This is a genomic window from Butyricimonas muris (assembly GCF_046365375.1).
Lineage (GTDB): Bacteria > Bacteroidota > Bacteroidia > Bacteroidales > Marinifilaceae > Butyricimonas > Butyricimonas muris.
The window spans coordinates 26216-49223 of the sequence record NZ_JBKEIT010000007.1; the positions used below are offsets into that span (position 1 = coordinate 26216).

Here is a 23008-nt window from a genome sequence, read left to right on the forward strand (position 1 = left end):
TAAAAATTAAAAGAATATGAAAAGAATTTTGTTATTAATCGCGTTATCCTTGTGTTTGTGGAGTGTCGCGGAGGCAAAAGCTCCTCAGACCCAACCTTCAAAAGAATATGTAGAGACGTTGAAAAAGATGATCACCGTTTCCGGCGGTGATGCTACGTTCAAAATGGTCGTTCCGCAAATGTTTGCCATGATGAAGCAACAATTGCCGAATGTACCCGAGGAATTTTGGAAAACAGCCGAGGCGGAAATTATGAAAACCATCATGGACGATGTTGTCGGTATGTTGGCTCCGGTTTATTCGAAACACCTGACACAGGCTGATTTGGAAGGTATTATCAAATTCTATGAAACACCCGTGGGTAAGAAAATGGCTGCCGCACAACCGGGAATCATGTCCGAAAGTATGAAAGTAGGGCAACAATGGGGAATGCAGATCGCGATGAAGATACAGGGGATGTTGAAGGAGAAAGGGTATATGTGATTTACGATTTTAAATTTTAGATTTAAGATTGAGGGCTGTCCGCCGCCGGTTCTTGTTTATAAAGAAAGCCGGTGACGGACAGAGTTTTTATCTATTCTTCGCCCCACATGAATACGCTTCTTGCTCCGCTTTTAAAGATAACATGTTTTATTTTACCCATGTCGTTCTTTGTTTTATATAGAACATTGCTTTTCCAGATTCCTACATCTGTTGCGTCAATAAGGTAAAATATTCCATTGTCCAGACCGACGCCTATTCTGTCGCCGTTCATGGCAACTGCGATTGAAGTGATGCTATGCCCTTCAAAGTCAATGTCGAAAAGGTGTGCTTTTCCGGTTTTATCATTCATATCTCTCCAGTATAATTTCTCTTGATTGGCTCCTGCTGAAAAGAAGAAATAAGGAGTTTTTCGGGAAATGGCGAAAACATTATTTCCGTTCAACATATCTCCGTCCGGGAAAGGTATTTCGTAGTCGGGAGCGATGTTGATTGCTCCTGTATACCATACAGCACCTATGCCGAAATTCTGCATATAGTATTGGTTTTCAGTTCTGTCATACAAAATTGAAAATACGCTGTTTTCATAGTCAGCCCAAGGATCCGGGTTTTCATAGCTTGCCGCAAATACAATTTCCCGTGTCATATTATTAAGGTCGGAAAAATCGTCGGGATAATCTTTATGCGAGATAACGGTGGGTTCCCCGCATAATTTGGGTTCGTAATCCGTATCCATGCAGGCTAAATAGCGATGATTGAGTTCGTCAAACATGAGTATACATTTGCTATTCAAATATAAGGTCGGGATGAAATGGCTGATACGCATGCCGCCGCTTGCCCGCATAGGTTCCGCCATGAAGCGTCCCGAATGATATTCTTTTGGGACATCATTCCGACGACTGTATACATTTCCGTCTTCGGAAAGCAAGTAACCGCATATTTCGGGATAAAGGGCATCCTTAGGTACGAAATTGGCGGGATATGTTTCTCCAAGGAATTCCAGCTCCGTGTCAACAGCCTTCGTGAGGGCACTACCGTCTAATTCCACGGAACCGGATTTTTGTAACACTAGGATCTCTCCAATGGACGAATAGTTTGAGCTCCAATGTTCGAGTAATTTTATCGGTTCGGAGCCAAGAGCGGTTCCGTTGACATTTTTGTAGACATCGGTTTCTTCTCCGTATACGATTTCAATAAGATTGCCATCGTCATCCTCTTTCTTTTGTTCTTTGACATAGGAGAGGTAGGATTTGTTATCTTTTTCCGATAATATAAGCCAACCGGCTTGATATGTGCCGGAAACATTTACCATGAATTCTGCCGTGTATTTCATACCCGTGCTGTTATCTTCCACGCGGAAATAACAACGCCGGTTTCCGACAAATTCTTTGAAACTTTCGATATGGAGTTCGGGAGAGGTACTATCTATAACCACACCGTTGACAATCCATTCGTAACTTAAACTTACATTGACGCTATCGAGAGAGAAAGATAATTCGGGAGTTATGTTCAAGGGATCTCCATAGTTAATACTGTTGCTCCATGCGATATTATCTATCGTGATTTTGTTCAGTTCTGAATAGCTATAATTACCTTTATCATCCATACATCCTAAAATCAGGACAGACAATGATAAAATCCAAATATATATCTTTTTCATAGTCTTATTTTTATTTATCCAATTACAGTTACAGTCATCGGTCGACCGTCTTCATCTAAAACGGGACCTATTTCAGGGTCTTCCGCGCACTTTTGCAGGTAGTATTTGAATTGTAGTGCCAATGCCCGTTTTTCGGGCGATTCAAGATTGGACCAATCAGAAACTTTCGTGACGCTCATGAGTGTTTCGTACTTGAGATCAGAATACTTGCCGAGATAAACTTTTTCAATGTCAGAATCCCACCATTCGGGACGAGAGGGAATGGCTGTAAAAATAATTACGGCTTTCCGGTATAATTTCGGTCCCGGGGTATAAGCGTCGGATGCATCCAGATTCACGACGAGCTTAAATCTTTTGTCATCCAGTTTGGGCGTGTAATTCAAGAATAGTTGTGTGGAATCTTTCTGGTGTCCGGCGTGGAATACGGCATCTGTCGGGAGGTCGTAATCTTCTTCTGCCGCGGTTGACAAATCTTTATCCACGGAGAATTTGACAGGTACATCCTTTGTAAAGATATCCCCTCCGGATTCGAGTTTTAACCACACGGGTACTTTATCCTGCCCGGGATAGAAAAAGAATGACATTTCAATACTATCCGAGGTGTAGCTGTTGCGGAAATAGATGTAATGCCCGCCTTCATAATAGGGTGATTCTTCTTCTGTACAACTGCATATCGTGAACAGACAAATGAGTATTACAAGATATTTTTTCATAATCGGTAATTTTATGAATTAGATATTTTCACTGGCGGGAACGGGTAATACGAACTTGGCGGTGATTGCCGGGTTTGTCTTGCCATCCCAAATAGGAAGATTATAATATTTATACAGGAAGAAAAGTTGTCCTTCGCTCATTAACTCTCGTCTTGCGTCTAAAAGCATCGTTTCGATAAATTGACTTTCGGATAATTCAGGAAGAGGTTTTCCGTTACCGCGTTCTTCTCGCAATTCGGCCAGTAATGCTTTTGCTTCATCCACTTTTTTGTGTTGCAAAAAATATTCGCAAGCGATATAATACATTTCGGCTTTTCTTATGACGGGAATGAGCGGACCGTTATCTCTTTCTTTAGAAGGGTCTTCATAACCTACATATTTGGCTGAAATCCGGGTACCTTTGGCTATTTCCGTTGTCATTTTTGAATAGCGGCGGTCGGTAGTTTCGCCTTCGAATAAATCTTCTACATTCCGGATTTTCAGATAACCGTTTTCACCTGTCCATGGTTTAAATGTCTCGGTAACATTTTTGTTGAAAAAAGCCAGAATGATATCTTCCCTACTTTTGGAGTTTCCGTCATAACTTGAACTATATGACGGATATTCCAATCCTTCGAAATCTAGTAAGTATTTCGCTTCTTCATACGCCTTGTCAATTTGTCCGGAGTACATGTAGACTCTTGCCAGTAACGCGGTTACGTTCATGTAATTCATGCGTGTCCCGCGATAACTCCAGAAAATACCTCTTTCTTGGAAATAATTTGCTTTCCCTACTCTATAAAAAGCGTCTTGTATAGCTTTTATATTATCCGGCAGCGTGTCGAATTTAGCCGTTAAGTCTTGGGCTTTTTCCAAATCTTCGATAACTAATTTTAAAAAGTCATCTACCGAAAGTTTAGGACTCCGAATTTCGGGGTACGAGGTGCAGTAGGGAATATATGTTCCGGAAGCTCCTGCCTTGGGCGCCGGGGCAAACAATCTGAGCAGGTCGAAGTGCATAAATCCGCGTAAGGCTAGAGCCTCTCCCAAGATCATATTCTTTTCTTCTTCTTTATACTCGAAGATAGATGGGCTTGCGTGTTCTATGTTTGTGATTACGTTGTTGCAATTCGCTATGCAGTTGTACATGGATTCCCATATTTTAGTAATAACGGGTTTGACGGCACTATGTTCAAATGCGTAATTTTGGGCTTGAACCAGTTCACCACCGTTTAATGTTATTGCTTTTGGATCATATAGTTGTCCGAGGCAATCCATGAATCCCCACGTCATATTTTTACCGTAAAGATCTTCTGTTGAAAGATTCTGGTATATGCCTAGTAAAGCACTTCTGAAACCGTTCCCGTTTTCAAACAATTGACTCTCTTTTATCTGGTCTGAAGCCGATACATCCAGCCAGTTGTCGCAACCGGAGAATCCTATTAGGCAAAGGGCGATATATATTATTTTTTTCATGGTCATGTATTTTATTAGATTAAAGTCCGATTTTTAATGAGAATCCCATGTTATAAGCGAAAGGATAAGAAAGTCCTCTCTCCTGCTTTATTGAAGAAACATGCATCAAATCATTCATGTTGAATTCAACACGTAACGTTTTTAAACGGGCTTTTTTCATCCATGCATGCTCGCTGAAATCGTATCCTAGTGTGAGTGAAGTCAGTTCCAGCCAATTATCGTCCTGCACGAAGCGGGAAACCGGTCTTGTTGTTTCACTGTAATCTTTGATGCTTTTGTATTTTGCGATATCCCCGATTTCATGCCAACGGTCATACAATACGCGTTTATCCGCGTTATAATATTGCAGGTTGACATTCTCAACTTTTGAAACCAACGTGGAGTTGTAGCTTTGTGCCCCGAATTGGAATTTGAATGAAGTGAATAAGGTAAAACCTTTATAACGTAAATTTAAACCGAAATTACCTTCCGCATCGGGTTCCGTATCTCCCAGTACGATTTGGTTTTCTGCCGTGTAGTCGTAAGTGATGCTACCGTCTCTGTTCAATAGCATATCCTTTCCGTTTGTCGGATCGATTCCAAGAGATTGCATTCCCCAGATAGCTGTCAGTGATTGACCTTCTTCGTATTTTAACAAGGGTTTCATCAATTCTTCGTCCGGGGTAGAATAATAATCGTCATAGTGTGAGTTCACCTTGTCGTTGTATTCCTGCAATGCGTTTGATATCTTTTTCAATTTACCTTTGTTGTGCGAAAGATTTAAAAACACAGAGGCAGCCCAATCTTTCGTTCTGACAAAATCACTTCTTACATCAATTTCAAATCCTTTGTTTTCAAGCTTTCCGAGATTTTCTTTGTAAGAATTGAAACCGGCAGAAGAAGGAATAGTAACATCATTTACCATATCTACCGTCTGTTTGTTATACCACGATGCTTTCGCGTAGAAAAGTCCGTCAAATAGCTCAAATTCGATACCAAGGTCTAAAGAATTTGTTTTTTGCCACACCAGATTTTGGTTTCCTAAAGCGATGAGGGAAACTCCGTACCCGGAACTGTACCAATTGTCAAGATTGGCTAGATAACGGGTAGATGCCTCGTAAGGAGCAAAATTAGCAGTACCTAATTGCCCGTAATTACTTCGGATTTTTAATAGGGTGAGGACTTTGTTCCCTTTTAAAAAATCGTAATTATGAATGTTTATGGCTGCACCACCGGAATAGAAAGAACCCCATCTTTTCTTGTCTCCGAATTCCGAGGAACCATCCAGACGATACGTCAAGTCAAGAGCGTATATGTTATTGTAGTCATAGTTTACAGAAGCGAGGAAACCGATATTCCGGGTTGCGTTGTCCGCGAAAGTGGGCTTCTGATAGATTTCTTTTGCATAGGCCGGAGATACCAGATCGCTGGAAGGGAATCCCCTGTATTCGCTTCTTTCCGAATCTGTTTCTTGAGCTCTGGCGTTATAAGTTAATGTAGCGTTTATATTGTGTTTATGTAATTGACGGTTGTAAATTAACATAACGGATAGATCCCAACTTAAGAAATTCCCTCTGGATCTTGTTAATGAACCTCTTAATAAATTGTACGGGTCACTTGAATTTTGGGATTTTTGAGACAGGGGATCCACGAAAACGTCAGATTTTGTCCATTGTTTGGTTACGCCGAAAGTACCTTTTATTTGTAGTCCGTCAATAATATACCAGTTGATACCTACATTATCTTGTAATTCATTATAGGACGATCTGTCATAGTTGCCAAGAGTGGCCTCGTATAGAGGATTGGTTTTATCAAAATCTCCCCATTTGAGTGTTTTACTATAATTGCCGTAGGAATCTTTCATTTCGTTATAGGGTAACTGTCTCGTGTAATCTGCAAAGTTCCCGTAAGGAGATTCTTTGGATTTGTTGGATTTGTAGGCTATATAGTTTTTAATCTGTAGATCCTTATATCTATAATCCAAGGTTAGTCCGGCTCCCATATTATCCCGGAAAGATCCTTTCATAACTCCGTCATTGTTGTTGTAGGAAAGATCCAGCCCGAAACGAATACTTTCCACACCACCTTGAATGTATATGCTGTGTTTGTGGCTGAAGGAGTTACGGAGAGGTTGACCGATCCAGTAGGTGTCAACTCCCCGGGCAACGTCTTCCAGTTTCTGGTAATACGTGTTTTGTGCCGAAAGTTCGTCATAGTATCCGGCAAGCCGTTCTGCTTCCAGTTTTTCTGCCGCATTCATAAGATTATAGTCGGACAGGTCGGGAATGGCGAGGGTGCCGACCATGGAATAATCTACACGGATCTCACCCGGCTTGGGGGCTACCGTTGTGATTACAATCACTCCGTTGGCAGCGCGGGAACCGTACATGGCGGTTGCGGCAGCGTCTTTGAGGATCGTGATACTTTCAATTCTTTCCGGGTCCATGTCGTACACTTTCTCTGCCGTTACTTCGAAGCCGTCCATGATGAAAGTAGGAGTGTTCGGGTTATTTTCTAACGCTTGTTTATCCAGTGCTTTTGTCCCGATACTGGAACGTCCGCGAATGTAAAACTCGGGAACTTTGTTCGGGTTGGAACCCCATTCATTGTTTTTGATGATTCGTAATGAAGGATCGTAGGTAGACAGTGCGGCGATAACGTTTCGTTTGGACACTTTCAAGATATCTTCTTTCTTCAATTGTACGGCACTTCCCGTGAAACTTGATTTTTTGATGTTGGAATATCCCGTAACAATAACTTCGTCCAAACTTTCCTCTTTTTCTTTCAAAACAATTCTGAAGGTTGTCTTGTTACCGGCTTGGACCTCTTGAGTTTCCATGCCGACATAGGTGAAAACGAGCGTAAGATCTTTCAAGTTGGCGGGAATGGTCATTTTGAACAGACCTTTTGCATCGGTACTCGTTCCGATAGTAGTTCCTTTGATCATGACGGTAACACCCGGGATGGAGTCGCCCTTGACGTCTACAACGACACCTTTTATCTCTTTCGCTTTCTCCTCTTCTTTGGTGCGGTTGGTCAACACGAACACATTATCCACGATCTTGTATGTCAGGCTTGTACCTTCCAGACATTTATTCAAAACCTCTTCCAGTGTTTTGTCTGTCATTTCCAAGTCAAACTTTTTATCCGACCTGACTTGTTCGTGATTGTAGAGAATCTCGCATCCGACCACGTTTGTCAGATATTCCAGCGCGTGGAGTAACGTTACGTTTTTCAGGTTGACCGTCACTACTTTGTGCTGTTGTCCGTACAGGTTTTCCCCGGAGATGGACAAGGTAACGAAAAGTTGCAGGCAAAGAATTAGCAGCCCCTTGCATAGCAACTGTTTTAGATGACACTCTTTTTCCATGTTTGCTATTGTTATGTTTGTAATTAAATTAGATAGGGACGAGAGACTGTTTTTCGGGTCTCTCGTCCTGTTATTTGTCAATCTTTTTTGAGAGCTTGGTTGATTTGATGCAGTAGTAAAGCGTAATGATTACGGGTTTCGGTATTACCCGTGTTCTTGGCTTTTTCCAATTGTTGTTTGGTCTTCATCAAAACATTGTAATACACGTGCGCGATACTTGGAAAGTCCGCTTTTACCCGTCTTTGGAATCCAACGCCTTGCACCGGTTCCGGGCTGTCGGCAGATAATTTTGCTTGTTCCGGGACATAACCGTAGAGTTGGAACATCTTTTGATCCAGCCATTGATCCAGCGTCAAGTTATTCGTGATATTCATACTGCCTCTTGCCTTGCCTTTTCCGGCATCCAGTTTGGATTCTTTGATTAGGCTCTTCACGAAAGTCAATTGTGCTTCCCGTTCCCGGCTTTTCAGCGTGACACCTTTTTGTGTGGGTTTCCAAATGTAATCGTATATATCCTGCAAGTACTCCTCTTCCGTGTATGGATCTTCTGATTTCGAGATGCATAGCCCTAAGCCGGAAGCGTTGCTGATAAGATTGCTGATCAGTGTTTGCTGGAAAAGCACTCCGGGATTACCGATAATCGGGATATTTTTGAGCATTTCTTTGTTATCCAGCCACGACATATCTTCCTGTAATTGCAACAGAAATTGTAAAGCCCGCTTTTGTTCTGCTTTCGGTACGGACTGGTAAGTCGGTCGCGGATCGCCCTCGTATTTCTCGTTCAGGTAGATACCACCGATGATAGGAGTGACGTGTCCCATGTAGGTTCTGAATTGATTCAGAATGGCATAATACATCTGATTTCTGAAAGAGAGGTCAGTGTCCGACGCTGCAACCCATTCGTTCAAGTTTTCCATGACGTATCTTAAATTCTTCAAACCGTAGGTGGCGGACTTGATGGCATCGTCACCCAAGTCTTCTTCCAAGGCACTCGGATCATACCGGGACATGATTTGCTGTTTCCCGTACCTGTAAATAGGATCTCCGGCTTTTTCACTGATCCATCTGTCCAGCGTCGGAACTTCCTCTTCTGCGGTTTTCGCCTCGGGGATAGGCTTGTAAATCCATTTTATGGCGTAGTAATCATATTGTCCGATGATAGGCGGTGTGAGTTTTACCCCTTTTTCCAAGTCCCCCGGTTGTGCCACGTAATTGAAGCGGGCATAATCCATGATGGAAGGAGTCGTGCCGTATTTCTGCGTGAAGGTGGCGGAACGCAAAGAGTCCGTGGGGAAGGCATTAGAGGATGCCATATTGTGCATCAACCCGAAACAGTGTCCCACTTCATGACGTGCGACGTAGCGGATGGCGTCACCCATGACCTCTTCCGGCAAGGTGATCTGCCTTACGCTCGGGTCTACGGCTGCCGTTTGCAACATTCTCCACGTGTAAAGAAGACTCACGAGATTGTGATAGATGTACACGGAAGCGTTCAGAATCTCCCCGCTTCTCGGGTCTACCCAAGAGGGACCCATGGCGTTTTCCACGGGAATGGGAGCATAACGGATACAGGTGTATTTAATATTGTTCGGGTCAAATTCGGGATCGTCAACGGGGAACATTTTGGTCTGTACGACATTCTTTAATCCGATTTCTTCGAAAGCACGGTTCCAGTCTTCCACTCCCATGCGGATGTATTTCATCCACATTTGCGGGAAATTCGGGTCGATGTAGAAGATAATCGGTTGTTTTACATCTACAAGCTCTCCTCTCTTGTAGGCTTCCATGTCCTTGGGTTCAACTCTCCAGCGGTGGGCGTAGTAAACGACGTCCGAACCATTGTCGTCATTCGTGAATTTCATTTTCCCCGTGTAGAAAACCCCGATGCGCGGGTCTAGAATCCGGGGTTGCATCGGTTTCTCCGGCAATAGGATTAAGGAGCGTTTCACGAGGGCGGAGAACGGTTTGTCCGTTTGGTACTCGAACATGCCGAGGGCTCTCATGGTTACCCCGAAGGAAAGGTGACTGCTGATTGATACGTTGTCTTCAAAAGCCATGATATCGCCGATAAACGAACGGTCTTTTTTGAAGTTCGTGATACGCTGAATCCAGCCGCCGTAGGTACTCGCGCTGTACGGGTCGAAAGGATCGATCTCGTATAAATCACTTACGAGGAAGTCTGTCACGTCGAACACGACCGCCGATTTATCATTATTCCAGCATTTGACCGGGAACATTTTCGCGATAGCACCGATATTTCCTTTGTCGATGGCTTCTTGAATGTTTTTGTCCTTGGCGTTGGTGACCGAAGCGTTGTAAACATAGCGCATTTGTACGTTCGTGTCTATTTTGGTGAAGTAGATATGCAGGGGTCTGTGCGGCTTCTGTCCCACCAGTGCTTCCGTGTTGTCGCTAATCTCCTCGACGGTCGAACCGAGTAACATTTCCTTCCCGAATAACGAGAACGGAAATTCAAAATAGACCTTGCCGTCGATTTTGTGTAACGTGATCAAGCCCTTTACCGTCTTGCACGCGGGTGTATTGAACAGTTTGTCGTATTCGCTTTGCTTCTTCTGTTCTGTTTTATTCTCTTTCTTCTTTCTCGTTGCGGCTTGCGTACCGAGTGTCGGTATCAAGAAGCAAATGATGAGAAGAGTCATTATCTTGTTCATATCAATTTTTTTTATCATTACTAAAAAGGTTACAGGCTATTTCATCGCTTTGTCAATCCGACGCAACAATAATTGGTAATGATTTCTGGTTTCCAGCGAGGGATGATTTATGTTCTTTTCCAACAGGTTCTTGGTTTTTAGCAACATCCCGTAATAGATGTGTGACACGGAAGGCGAAGTCGTGTAATTAACGGCTTGCAGGAACCCGAATCCGCTGACCTCTCCGTTGTCGTTAGCTTCTTGAGGAGCGGCATATTCAAGTGCGGCGTGTCCGTAATCCTCGATGCTTTTTTGTTTGATATATTCGGGAACTTCGATCGCTTTGAAGGCGTCTGTAATCCCGATCATGATGCTGCCGCCGGAACCGGAACCGCTACTTTTGCTGATTAACGCGGAAACGAAAGCGTCTTGTAACTTACGATCTGCCACTTGGGTTTTTCCGCCTTTTAGTGTTGTAGCCCACACGAAGTTATAAATCTCGTTCAGGTATTCTTCCGGGGTATAGGGATCTTTATCTGTTTTTGCCACGCAGAGGGGGAGTTTGCTTACCCCGTCCACGATGCGGGAAACTACTTCGGATTGGATGTCCGAACTCGGGGAACCGATAAGCGTGAAATTCTTCAACAAATCTTTATTTTCGATCCAGTCGATATCTCTCACTTGTGCCATCATGAATTGTAATGCCCGTTTTTGTTTCTCTTTCGGCACGGCTTCATAGCTCGGACGAGGATCTCCCTCGTATCTTTCCGTCAGGTAAATACCGCCGATATTGGCATACACGTGATTCAAGTATCTCACGTATTGTTGTACTATCTCGTTGTACAAAGAGAATCTGTGCTTGTAGTCTTTGTCGCTGTCGGTAAACCAGTTATTCAAGTTCGACAGGATGTATTTCAAATTCTTGATACCGTATTCGGACGCGATCATGGCGTCGTCGCCTAAATCTTCGGACAGAGAGCTAGGGTCATAATGTGTCCAGATTTGTTGTTTGCCGTACCTGTACATCGGGTCATCGGCTTTTTCGCGCACCCATTGGTTTAATGTTGTCGTTTCCTCTTCGGGAGAGTTGGCGTCTAAAAGCGGAGAATAACTCCATTTGATGAGGAAATAATCGTATTCTCCCAGAATCGGCGGGGTTAATTTCACGCCTCTTTCTTTATCGCCGGGTTGTGCGACATAATTGAAACGGGCGTAGTCCATGATGGATGCCGTGGTACCGTACCTTTGTGTAAATTCGGGATCTCTCAGTTTTTCGACCGGAATGGAAGCCGAGGCTGCCATGTTGTGCATGAAACCAAGACAGTGCCCCACTTCATGACGGCTCGCGTATCGAATGGCCTCACCCATAACTTGCTCGGGGAGAATCTTGTAACGTACATCCGGATCAGCCGCGGCGGTATGGATAAAGCGCCAGTTGTACAGTAAGCTGATCAAGTTGTGATAGATATATACCGATGCGTTAATGATTTCTCCTGTTCTGGGGTCTGTCCATGACGGTCCCATCGCGTTAGCCATCCATGTCGGGGCATAACGTACGCAGGAATATTTCAAGTTGTCCGGGTCAAATTCCGGATCGTCTTTCGGGAAATCCTTGGCGATGATAGCTTTTTTAAAACCGATTTTTTCAAATGCCAGATTCCAGTCCTCTACTGCCATGTGGATGTATTTTTTCCACATATCCGGGAAATTATCGTCGATGTAGAAAACAATCGGCTTTTTCGGTTCCACGAGTTGTCCTTTTTTGAAGGCGATCTCGTCCGATGGTTCCAGTCTCCAACGGTTGGCGTAAAAAACATTAACAGCCTTGTTGTCGGTGTTCGTGTATTGGATTTTAATGGTCGGGAATATTCCTACTCGCGGATCCGCGATACGGGGTCTCGCTGGGATTTCCGGCAAGAGTACGATACTCCGGGTTGCTACTACCGTAAGCGGTTTTTTGTATTCGTAGTAGTTCTGTCCTCCGCGGATATCACACTCGTAAGAGAGGTGGCTCCTCACGAGGACATTATCCTCGAATGCCTTGATTTCCCCGAGGAAAGATTTGTCTTGCTGGAAGCGGCTGCTTCTGACCAGATATCCCCCGTAAGTATTGGCACCGTAATCATCGATCGGTTCGAGGTCTTTGTTATCACCCACGAACAATTTGGTGATATCGAAGACCACCGCCGTGCTGTCCGGATTGTAGGCTTCAACCTTGTAAACCCCGATAATAGCCCCGATGTTGGCTTTCTCGATGGCATTGGCTATGTTTTTATCTTCAGAGCGTGTGATCGAGTAATTGAAAATTTGCCTTAATTGAATCGTGGAATCGATCATGGTAAATTGTATGTGCAACGGCTCTTTGGGTTTTTGTCCCACGATGGCATCCCCGTTATCACTGATTTCCGTTACGGTCGATCCCAGTAACATGTCTTTTCCCAAAAGTTGAAGGGGAAGTTCAAAATACAATTTATTATCGACCCGATGTAAATTGATGAGTCCTTTTGCTTGTGTGTGGTCTTTTTTAAAGAGCTTGTCGTAAGCACTTTCTTTTTTGACAGGAGTTTTTGCCGTTTCTTTCTTTTTCTTTCTGGCAGAAGCCTCTGTTTCAGTTAAGAACGCTACTGTGAAAAAACAGAGCAATAATAACAATTTGTACTTCATGGTAATTTTTTTAAGTTTTTACATACGTGTGATTTATGCACACAACACCCGAATTGATTCGTGTTTCGAATCAATAAATAATTAATAATAAGCTATTTAATTTGTATTATTATATCCTCATAATAGTCACTGTTCGATCTTTTACCTCAAATTTTACATCAGCGGTCAGTTCCAACACGCGGAATGCTTTTGTGATATCGGCATATTTGGGAATGAAACCCGTGAAGTGGTAATCTTTAATGGTTTGATTCGTGTAGAACAGGTTCACATCATACCACCTTGCCAATTTCATCATGACGACCTCCAGCCGTTCGTTGGAGAAATAAAATTTATCATTTTTCCACGATATGGCGTTTCTGGCGTTTGTTTTTTTGATGCTGATGTCGTCCCCGCTTATTTCGAGGGCTTCGTCGGGTTTCAGTTTATAGTTTTTGTTTGCTTTTTTAACTTGTACACTACCTTCCAGCAACACGACCCGCGACACGTCATCATCCTTGTAGTTGGATATATTGAAACTTGTACCGAGTACCTGTACGGCAAAATCTTTTCCTTCCACGATAAACGGGTGTCGCTCATCCCGACTGACTTCAAAATAGGCTTCTCCCTCGAGATACACCCGGCGTTCGGATCGCGTGAAAGTAACCGGATACCGGAGTTTGGAATCGGAATTTAGATGTACTTTCGTCCCGTCCGCCAGCATGACGCTGTATTCTCCCCCTCTGCCGATAACCAAGGTATGGATATTATCAGTTTGGGCGGTTGTATTCTCGGGTGTTCCGGTTTGGTAATATAACGTGGCAGAATCATTCCGGTATTTTGTCCCGGAATTATCCGTTAATTCAAGTTGGCAGTTCTTGTGCAATTGTATCTCTTCCCGGTTCGACACGATGAGGGTGGCTTTGCCCACTCCCGGTTGAATCGGTTTCATGGCAACTACATCTTTTGGCTTTATTTCCGTGCGGCTTTCTATCCGGTAAATAAAATAGGTACCGAGAAGAAGGAGAATGGTTGCCGCGTACCCGAAATAGCGGGATACGCGTCTTCGGGGAAAGGAAGTCACGTGTTTCCATGCCTTGTCCGTGTCAATCGTTTGTTTCAATCGATATTGTTCCAGTATATAGTTTTCGTTTTGTATACGAACGTATAATTCTTGGTTTTTATTCGATTGTTTCAACCAATTGGCGAGAAAGAGTTTTTCTTCTTCCGTGATTTCCTGCCTCATCTGTTTCAAGATCAGTTCGGAAATTTTCTGTATGTCGGATTCTTTTCTCATTTTATGGCGTCTTTTATCCTTAAGACAAAAGAATTGAACCCGCGGGTGACAGAGGGTATTATTTTTTCGAAGATTTTTAAAAACAAGGAAAAATAATGACTAATAAGGGGAACAAGTCTTTTAAATTTTCTTTCAAGAATTTGCGTGCTCTCAGGCGTTGGGTTTTCACCGTGTTTTCTGAGATCTGAAGGGTTTCGGCAACTTTACAAACCTCCATACCGTCGATGTAGCTTAGTTTGAAGACCTTCCGGCATTCTTCCGGAAGTTTCTCGATGGTACTGAATATTTCTTCCATAATCTCGCTTTCGATTCGCTGAAGCAGGTAACTGTTTTCTTCATAGACTTCTTGCTCGAAGTCTTTCATTTTTTCAGTGATATATGCTTGATGCTTCAAGTGATTAATACAAGCGTTATGTACCGAACTGTAAAGGTAGGCTTTGAGTGAGTTTATTTTGTTTATTTTCACCTTTTTATGTAACAAGGTAATGAAAACATTTTGAACGATATCCTCGGCCTCGTCAAAATTATTCAAGATGCGGTTGGCAAAAAGACATAACGCGGGATAAAACGTGGTAAACAGTTGTTTGCTACGTTCATCTGTCGAGAATAAATGCATGTTAGTCTCTTCCTCCATCTCTTTTTGTCTTTTTAATCTTCATTGTTCACATACCATCCCTACATTTGAGACAAATAATATTCACCCGCGGGTGACAACGGTTAAATATTTTTTTCAAAATCGCCTGTCAGAGTCTTGCCTTATAAATTGAAACAATCATTCGGGGCAAAGTTAGAATATTTTGGGATATATCTCTATTTTTGTGTTTTCAAACGGACAGCATGAGCAATTGGTTACGGAAATACGGGCGGCATTACTCGGAAACGGTTAAGATAGGCGTGCCTATCGTGTTGGGACAGCTAGGGGTTGTCGTGGTCGGGTTGGTGGATAATATTATGGTGGGACATTTCAGTACGGCTGATCTGGCGGCTTCCTCGTTCGTGAATAGCGTGTTCAATATCCCGATTCTTTTCGGCTTGGGTTTCTCATACGGGTTGACTCCTTTGATCGGGCAATTTTTCGGTCGGGGGAATAAGTTCCGGGTAGGCGGTCTTTTGCGCAACAGTCTGTTGGCTAATTTGATGATCGGGGTGTTGCTCTCGTTGATCATGGGAGTGGTTTTCTTGAATGTTCATCGCATGGGACAGCCGGAAGAGTTACTGCCGCTCATTCGGCCTTATTTCCTGTTACAGTTAGCCTCGTTGGTTTTCGTGATGATGTTCAACAGCTTCAAGCAATTTGCCGACGGCATCACGGACACGAAGACTTCCATGTGGATCATGCTCTCCGCCAACGTGCTGAATATTATCGGGAACACGATTCTGATTTACGGGACTTTCGGGCTTCCGGCACTCGGCTTAACGGGAGCGGGAATATCCACGCTGGCATCCCGGGTATTCATGTTTGTCGCGTTCGCCGTCTTGTTTTTCCGGCGTTTGTCCTATCGTCGTTATTTGGTGGGGTATCGTCGGACAGCGTATAATTCGGGAGACTTGCGGGTGCTGAATCGTATGGGAATCATGGTCGGTTTGCAAATGGGGATGGAAACAGCGTTATTCAGCATCAGCGGGGTAATGATCGGTTGGCTGGGCACGGTCGCTTTGGCGGCGCATCAGGTGGTAGCCTCTATATCCACCCTTGGATTTATGGTGTATTATGGTGTCGGGTCTGCGGTTTCGATACGGGTAAGTAACTTTTACGGTAGGGGAGATATCGCGAGCGTGAAACGGGCAACCATGGCGGGAATCCACTTGTTAGCTTTGTTGGCTTTGACCGTTTCCATATTCTTCCTGTCGGTACGGGGACATATTGGACTGGTATATACTTCATCGGGAGAGGTGGTAGACTTGGTTGCCGTGTTGATGGTGATCCTCGTTTTTTACCAATTCGGCGACAGTCTGCAAATTATCTTTGCCAATGCCCTGCGAGGCGTTTCGGATGTGACTTCTATGGCTGTCATTTCCTTTATCGGCTACTTCGTGGTCGCTTTGCCCGTTTCTTACATTTGCGGCTTCGTTCTGGATTGGGGTATTGAAGGGGTTTGGACGGGTTATCCTCTCGGGCTCACCCTGACCGGCATTATGCTCTGTTGTCGTTTTTATTACTTTATCAGGAAGAAAAATTTGAAACCTTTTTCCCCAACCTCTCCCTGATTTCCTTGTACCCTTTCTGTTTATCCGAGAAATGTACCGTGTTAATGCCGAGAGCCTGTGCGGCTTTGACATTCGCGGCAAGATCATCTATGAATAGTGATTCTTCCGGTTTCAAGTGATATCGTTTCAATATCAACTCGTAAATCTCCCTGTCTGGTTTAACCATGTGTTCTATCGCCGAGATAATCTGCCCGTCGAAATAGTTGAACACTTCCCGCGTCTTGAGATACTCGTAAAAGTCGAGCGACATATTGGATAGACAATACAGTTTGTAGCCTTGCGCGGACAATAGCCTGATTAACGCTTCTGTTTCGGGAATCGGTACCAGCGAGCGTTTCACGTGTTCCACGAAAGCATCACATTCTTTGGCGGATATTCCGGTGAGCACGGATACTTTGTTCACGAGTTCTTCTCGCTCGAGAATTCCTTTGTCGAATTGAGTCCAATAGTCTTTGAAGAATCCCTTGTTTTTGATGTTCATGATCAACATCGGATTCCCTTTAAATGAGTCGATTACTCGTTCACCGTTCCATTCGACTACCACTCCTCCTAAATCAAAAATAATGTTTTTCATAATCGGCTTATATTTTATTTTACTTTAGAAATCAACAATTATGCCAACAGAGGGAAGTAATGTCCCCGTGTCATTTTTTATATATCGCATCAGGTAGTGCCCCGGACGATCGGGGTCTACCCGGTAGCTTCCGTTCGCGTCCTCTTCCGGGACAAGGAGATCGGGGCTTTTCGTCTTGTGGTTGTATATATTTTGTATGTCGGCATACAAGATAAGCGACCATTTCTTGAAATAGAAGCTCCGGTCAACCCGAATATCCAGTTGATGGAACGAGGATGCCCGTTCGCTATTAAAACGAGAGTAATCGAGATAAGGTTGCTTCTTGGCATCCCACGCTACGATCAGTGAACTTGTTTCTCGGTCGTAGGGAGTGAAGGGAGCCCCATTTGTGTACCTCCATTTCATGCCGACATCCCAAAGCCCCAGTTTGCGGGTGGCGGTGAGCGAAAAGATATGACGGTTGTCCCAGCTACTGGGGATATACTTGGATGTCGGGCGCAAGTTGTGATCCATCTGTTTGAATTCCGAGTAAAAATAGGTATAGGCGGCAGAAGCCACGATGCCGAAAAATTCTTGTGTGCGTATCATGAGCTCCACCCCGTATGCCCGTCCCTCGCCGAGCGACTTCACGGGTTCGTCACCCACGGCAACGTAATCCGTCCCCTTGTTGGCAAGCACGATGCTGTCGGCGAGCGACACGGGATACTTGTCGTAGGTCTTGTAGAAACCTTCCAGCGTGATCTGTGTCCGGGTGCCGGGACGGTACTCTATTCCCGCCGCGTATTGGTTCGTGGCGATATATTTCACCCCGTTCCGTTTATTGACGAACTCCCCGTTTTCGTCCGCGTACCCCATGGTCGTGTAGGAAGGCAATTGATAGTAACGCCCCGTACTCGCGTTGACGAACCATTCCGGCGTGAGCGAGTAGGACAGGGAGAGGCGGGGGGAGAACTGTTTCAACGGGTTGCTCATGCCCGACGTGTAACTGTTCCCGTCTACCCGTGCCCCGAACGACAGGGAAAGGCGTTCGAGGAAAAAACTTTTACTGGCTTGCCCGAACAGCGACCATTTGAAAAACTCGAAATTCCGGTCGTAGCGGATGTTTTGTAACTCTCCTCGCGTGTAGAGTTCCCTTTGTGTCTTGTTCTTGTAGGTGGCGTACTCGATGCCTGCCCCGAAATTCAGTTTCACGTTTTGCTTCGTCAGGCGATTGTGCTCGAAGCGGAATTTATTTTCCGTTTCTCCCGAGGTATAGTCCACCAGTTTCGGTTGACTCTTGTCGTTCCGGCTATACTTCTCGATTTCGTTTTGCAGCGTGCTCCGGCTGAGCACGAAAAGATGATTCCAACGCTTCCCGTAATACTTGTACGTGGCACCCAGCGTGTAACTCCATTGCACGCTTTCCGGCAAATAATCGAGCAGGTATTTCTGGTCATCGTCGGGATCTTTCATGTTTTTATTCAAATTATTCACGTCGTAAGCCCCGATACCCAGAATCGTCAATTCGCTTTTGGGGGAAAGATTCGTTGTCGTCTTGAACTGTACGTCATTGTACACCGGGAGAAAAGGCAACCCGATCATGTCGAACAGGAACTTGAGATAACTCCTTCGCGCGGACATGATAAAGGTCGTTTTCGGGGCGAGCGGACCGTCGAGCGATACCCCGAAATCGGTAGCCCCCAGAGTTCCCCGTACTTTTATTTTATCCGGATTCCCGGATATTTGTTTGAAGTCGAGCAACGAACTCATCAAGTTTCCCCGGTCTGCCGGAAAAGCACCGGAATAAAAGTTCACCTCTTTCACGAAATCAATATTCACGATACTGACCACGCCACCGGAAGCCCCTTGCGTGGCGAAGTGGTTCAAGTTCGGTAATTCCACGTCGTCCAAGTAGAAACGATTCTCGCTCGGACCACCGCCCCGCACGATAAAGTCATTGCGGAAAGCCGGGGATGAAAGCACGCCGGGCATGGATTGCAGCACTTTCGATATATCCCGGTTCCCGCCGGGGTTCTTCTCGATCTCGGCAATCCCGATGCGCTGCAAAGACATCGGGCTCACCGCCGTTTTGCGGAAGGGATCGGCTTTCACTGTCACTTGTTCAAGGCTTACGGAACTCTCCTCCAGCTCCACGTTCACCGTGCGCTCGGAAGCCGTGTTAACCATAAATTCTTCCGATAGCTTCGTGTTATACCCGACACTGCTCACTTCCAGTCGATTGAATCCTAACGGCACATTTTCTATCCGGAAATACCCGTTCTCGTCGGCCGCCGTCCCTATGGTCGTTTTCCAGATCACCACGTTGGCAAAAGGAACCGGTTCATTATTTTTACTGTCAAATACGCGCCCCTTCACGATTCCCTTTTGCTGCGCGTGCGCCATCACGGGGACAAGAAATAATAGGGCAAGAATAAATCGAATAACTGCTTTCATCTGTTTAAATATCGTTATCGCGAATGTAGTTAAAATACATCGACTTATACTATATCTTGCCCCGTTTTCATCGAAAAACCGAATCCTGCCGTATACCGGGCTGAAAAATATTATGACATTTTTTCGTAAAAAAAACGTCATAATATTTGGAGTTTGACAGAAAAGCACTACTTTTGTCCCCGTCTTCAAGCCCAGGTGGCGGAATTGGTAGACGCGCTGGACTCAAAATCCAGTGTCCCTTAAAGACGTGCGGGTTCGATTCCCGCCCTGGGTACAAAAAAATCGAAAGAAAACCCTCTGAATCGAATGATTGAGAGGGTTTTTCTTTTGTGGAAAACTTTGAAAAAGAATGTATTAACGGTATTCGGAAGGGAGTATGGCAATTGGTATAAAAAAAGAGGTTCGTGATTTGACAGCCGGCAATATATCTCTTGGATTATTATGGTTTGCCGTCCCCATGATACTGGGCAATCTATTACAACAATTATATAATATCGCGGATACCCTGATCGTGGGGCAATTCCTCGGGGCAAATGCTTTGGCGGCGGTGGGTTCCGCGTACGCCTTGATGATCTTCTTGACTTCGGTACTTTTAGGGTTGTGCATGGGAAGCGGGGTAGTCTTTTCGCTTCAGTACGGTTCGGGAAATAAGGAAGCGATGAAACGTAGTGCTTTTGTTGCCTTGGTATTGATAGGGGCTGTCACTTTGTTGTTGAATATTATCGCTTTTGTTTGGATTGATCCTATCATGAGATTGTTGCAGGTGCCGGAAGACGTGTACCCGTTGATGCGGGAATATCTGTGGATTATCTTTTGGGGGATAGGTTTCACTTTTATTTATAATTATTATGCTTGCCTGTTGCGTGCCATCGGTAACTCGGTTGTGCCGTTATGGTTCTTGGCTGTCGCTGTTGTGTTGAATATTGTTCTTGACTTGTTGTTTATTCTTTTGTTTGGCTGGGGTGTTCGCGGTGCGGCATGGGCTACCGTCGTCGCTCAAGCCGTGTCGGGAGTCGGGCTCTGTCTTTACGCGATAAAGAAATTCCCGGAATTTCGAATCCGCCGTCAGGATATGCGGATGAAATGGGCGACAGTAAAGGAGATTGCCGTTTATTCCTCGTTGACCTGCGTGCAGCAATCCGTGATGAATTTCGGTATTCTGATGGTGCAAGGTTTAATCAATAGTTTCGGGATCGCTGTCATGGCGGCATTCGCCGCGGCGGTGAAAATTGATTCGTTCGCGTATATGCCCGTTCAGGATTTTGGTAACGCTTTTTCAACTTTCATCGCTCAAAACTTTGGAGCAGGGAAGACGAAGCGTATCCGGGAGGGAATCCGTGTGGCGGTCATTTCGACAATGTTGTTCTGTCTTTTTATTTCCTTGCTCGTGTTCATTTTCGCCCGTCCTCTGATGCTTATTTTTGTTCCCGCGACAGAGTCCGAGATTATCGCGATCGGGGTTCAATACCTGCGTGTCGAGGGGGCTTTCTATTGTGGCATCGGCTGTCTGTTCTTGTTATACGGTTTCTATCGGGGGATAAGAAAGCCGGGAATGTCCGTAGTCTTAACGGTCATTTCGCTGGGAACCCGTGTCGTCTTGGCTTATGTCTTGTCTGCGATTCCGGCAATAGGAGTGGTGGGTATCTGGTGGGCGGTGCCTGTCGGCTGGTTCTTGGCTGATATTGTCGGGATGTGGTACTATCGTAAATGTTTTCACTTGAAATTTCGCGATGTTTCTTTGGAGTGAAAATAGTGAACTTGGAGAAGATTCAATGAAATAAGATATTCTGGATAGTGCTGATGTAGGTTTACTAAAGTTTACGGTAAACTTTTTCAGGACGGGATAACGTGAAGACTCGATGTAAATCAAGAGAGAACACGTGGAGATAAGGGAGTAATAAGGGAACAAAGACGTTTCACCTTCGATACAAAGACGTTTCAAAGACGTTCACGAGCGTCTTTGAACCGGCTTTGTACCGGCTTTGAAGCGGTTTTGTCCCCTATTCTTGACGGGTACACCCCGAAAAATCAGCGGGTTTTGTTTTAAAGAAGATTTTGTGCTCTTGATAAATCTCTTGCGTGTTTCTTAAATAAGTGTAATAATTGTATCCCTATCCCCATTGTGAGCATACGTTCTTTTTTATTTGCCAATAAGTTTTGAGTCCAGTTAAGTAATCCTCCATCACCTATTTCATGTTCTACCCCATTAATAATAATCTTAGCTTTAATTCTAATGCCGTAGTAATAATTATTGTGTGAATCTAATTTGGCAATACGAATATCCAAACCGCTATTTTTATTATAAAATAAGGTATCTGATACCAATTGACTTTTTTCATCATATCCTTTACAGGGTATAATTTCAAAGAATATATTTTCAAACCCAAAGACTTCTTTGCAGACCTTCTGTGTTATGGCTAAATGTTTATGTAATTCAGTTCTTTCAAATTCAAAACTACCCGTATCCATACCGCACGAAATTAGGCACAAAAGAGGAAAATGAGGTGTAAAATTTGGGTTTGAGAAAACCTGAGTTCTTATAACTCTTGATACATTACCAAAATTATATGTTTTCTCAGACAGTTCATTACTTTTCTTTAATGAAGCATAATGCAAAGCTATTGCATTTGTTGGGTCGGACTGAACTTCCGTGTTTCTTAGTGCTGTAAGAACTTTTTTTTGATTTACTGTTGCCATTACACTACTTGTACCTAATTGAGTAACAGGAGATAACTCAATTAATTCATAGTTGTTATTCGCAATTATTTTACAGCATTCCAATTCTTCCTCTTTAAATTCCAGAAAATCTAATTGTGCAGGTTTAGCCAATTTGTTTTTACTGTATTTACTCAATAAGGAAGATGGTGTTTCTTTTGTGGTACGCCTGTCAAACACCTCTAATAGCAAAGAGTTTAACTCTGAACCACTCAATTTATCGGACAGTATATCAACTATTTCATTTAGATTACACCTGCTAATTATATGTTTTATTGCTTCATCTTTCATATATTCATAATGCTATATATGTATTCATTAAATATTCGTCCTTCTTTTATGACGGACAATTTAACAATTGCCTCTTTCTCAAATCCAATTTTCTCTAATACCCTCATTGATGCGACATTATATTCAAAAATATTTGCATATACTCTATTGATGCCTAATTGATTAAAAGCTATTGCAACTAATTGTTTAACTGCTTCTGTTGCATATCCATTTCTCCAATATTGTTCGCCAATCCAGTATCCTATTTCTGCATTAATTCTATAAACATCATTTTGAGGGATTAAACTACAACAACCGACAAACTCATTTTCAGCATAGATACCGAAAACATCTCCTAATGCCCCCTGTTGTAGCTAATTCAATAAAAGCAACGGCATCATCATGAGTGTATGGATGAGGAAATATGTCACGTAAGTTTATAGCAATCTTATAGTTATTTGCTAATTCACATATTATATGAGGTGACACATGTTCAATTTTACGTAATTCTACCATATCAATACATTTATTTTCTCACAAAGATATGCCTATTTGTGAGATGATT

General features: G+C 43.8%; 15 protein-coding genes and 1 tRNA gene. 4 read left to right on the forward strand and 12 right to left on the reverse strand.

Features of this window, described 5'->3' with window-relative positions:
- Positions 1-16: 16 nt before the first annotated feature.
- Positions 17-481 carry a DUF2059 domain-containing protein gene (locus ACK8P8_RS12550; protein ID WP_099291140.1) on the forward strand — a complete coding sequence of 155 codons (465 nt, stop codon included), beginning with the start codon at positions 17-19 and terminating at the stop codon, positions 479-481.
- Positions 482-572: 91 nt separating this feature from the next.
- Here the strand turns inward: ACK8P8_RS12550 and ACK8P8_RS12555 are convergent, their stop codons facing one another.
- The 8 genes from ACK8P8_RS12555 to ACK8P8_RS12590 form a co-directional block, all read right to left on the reverse strand.
- Positions 573-2138, reverse strand: a complete 1566-nt coding sequence (locus ACK8P8_RS12555; protein WP_369859636.1) for a PKD-like family lipoprotein — start codon at positions 2136-2138, stop codon at positions 573-575.
- 14 nt (positions 2139-2152) lie between these two features.
- The gene (locus ACK8P8_RS12560) at positions 2153-2851 is read right to left on the reverse strand and encodes a DUF4843 domain-containing protein (protein WP_186974729.1); all 699 of its coding nucleotides are present in this window, start codon (positions 2849-2851) and stop codon (positions 2153-2155) included.
- Positions 2852-2869: 18 nt separating this feature from the next.
- Positions 2870-4306, reverse strand: coding sequence for a RagB/SusD family nutrient uptake outer membrane protein (locus ACK8P8_RS12565; protein WP_369859637.1), 1437 nt, complete (start codon positions 4304-4306; stop codon positions 2870-2872).
- 19 nt (positions 4307-4325) lie between these two features.
- The gene (locus ACK8P8_RS12570; protein ID WP_369859638.1) at positions 4326-7655 is read right to left on the reverse strand and encodes a SusC/RagA family TonB-linked outer membrane protein; all 3330 of its coding nucleotides are present in this window, start codon (positions 7653-7655) and stop codon (positions 4326-4328) included.
- A gap of 77 nt (positions 7656-7732) precedes the next feature.
- Positions 7733-10327, reverse strand: a complete 2595-nt coding sequence (locus tag ACK8P8_RS12575; RefSeq protein ID WP_369859639.1) for a zinc-dependent metalloprotease — start codon at positions 10325-10327, stop codon at positions 7733-7735.
- Positions 10328-10363: 36 nt separating this feature from the next.
- On the reverse strand, positions 10364-12970 hold the full coding sequence (locus tag ACK8P8_RS12580) for a zinc-dependent metalloprotease (protein ID WP_303178548.1): 2607 nt from the start codon (positions 12968-12970) through the stop codon (positions 10364-10366).
- A gap of 109 nt (positions 12971-13079) precedes the next feature.
- Positions 13080-14243: a FecR family protein gene (locus ACK8P8_RS12585; protein WP_099291133.1), complete on the reverse strand. Its 1164-nt coding sequence runs from the start codon at positions 14241-14243 to the stop codon at positions 13080-13082.
- 76 nt (positions 14244-14319) lie between these two features.
- On the reverse strand, positions 14320-14877 hold the full coding sequence (locus tag ACK8P8_RS12590; RefSeq protein ID WP_099291132.1) for an RNA polymerase sigma factor: 558 nt from the start codon (positions 14875-14877) through the stop codon (positions 14320-14322).
- Between the two features lie 203 nt (positions 14878-15080).
- Between ACK8P8_RS12590 and ACK8P8_RS12595 the strand changes: the two genes are divergently transcribed.
- Positions 15081-16451 carry an MATE family efflux transporter gene (locus tag ACK8P8_RS12595; RefSeq protein ID WP_227216877.1) on the forward strand — a complete coding sequence of 457 codons (1371 nt, stop codon included), beginning with the start codon at positions 15081-15083 and terminating at the stop codon, positions 16449-16451.
- Here the strand turns inward: ACK8P8_RS12595 and ACK8P8_RS12600 are convergent.
- Positions 16408-17025, reverse strand: coding sequence for an HAD family hydrolase (locus ACK8P8_RS12600; RefSeq protein ID WP_369859640.1), 618 nt, complete (start codon positions 17023-17025; stop codon positions 16408-16410). The genes ACK8P8_RS12595 and ACK8P8_RS12600 overlap by 44 nt on opposite strands.
- A 24-nt stretch (positions 17026-17049) precedes the next feature.
- Entirely contained in the window at positions 17050-19458 is a 2409-nt protein-coding gene (locus ACK8P8_RS12605; protein ID WP_369859641.1) for a TonB-dependent receptor, read from the reverse strand.
- Between the two features lie 189 nt (positions 19459-19647).
- Between ACK8P8_RS12605 and ACK8P8_RS12610 the strand changes: the two genes are divergently transcribed.
- Positions 19648-19732: transfer RNA gene (locus ACK8P8_RS12610), tRNA-Leu, on the forward strand.
- Between the two features lie 102 nt (positions 19733-19834).
- Complete coding sequence (locus ACK8P8_RS12615) at positions 19835-21205, forward strand: MATE family efflux transporter (RefSeq protein WP_227216880.1); 1371 nt, start codon at positions 19835-19837, stop codon at positions 21203-21205.
- 296 nt (positions 21206-21501) lie between these two features.
- On the opposite strand, the gene ACK8P8_RS12620 is transcribed toward ACK8P8_RS12615, so the two are convergent.
- Complete coding sequence (locus ACK8P8_RS12620) at positions 21502-22464, reverse strand: hypothetical protein (protein ID WP_186974720.1); 963 nt, start codon at positions 22462-22464, stop codon at positions 21502-21504.
- Complete coding sequence (locus tag ACK8P8_RS12625; protein ID WP_227216936.1) at positions 22461-22784, reverse strand: GNAT family N-acetyltransferase; 324 nt, start codon at positions 22782-22784, stop codon at positions 22461-22463. The genes ACK8P8_RS12620 and ACK8P8_RS12625 overlap by 4 nt, the downstream gene beginning before the upstream one ends.
- Positions 22785-23008 lie beyond the last annotated feature (224 nt).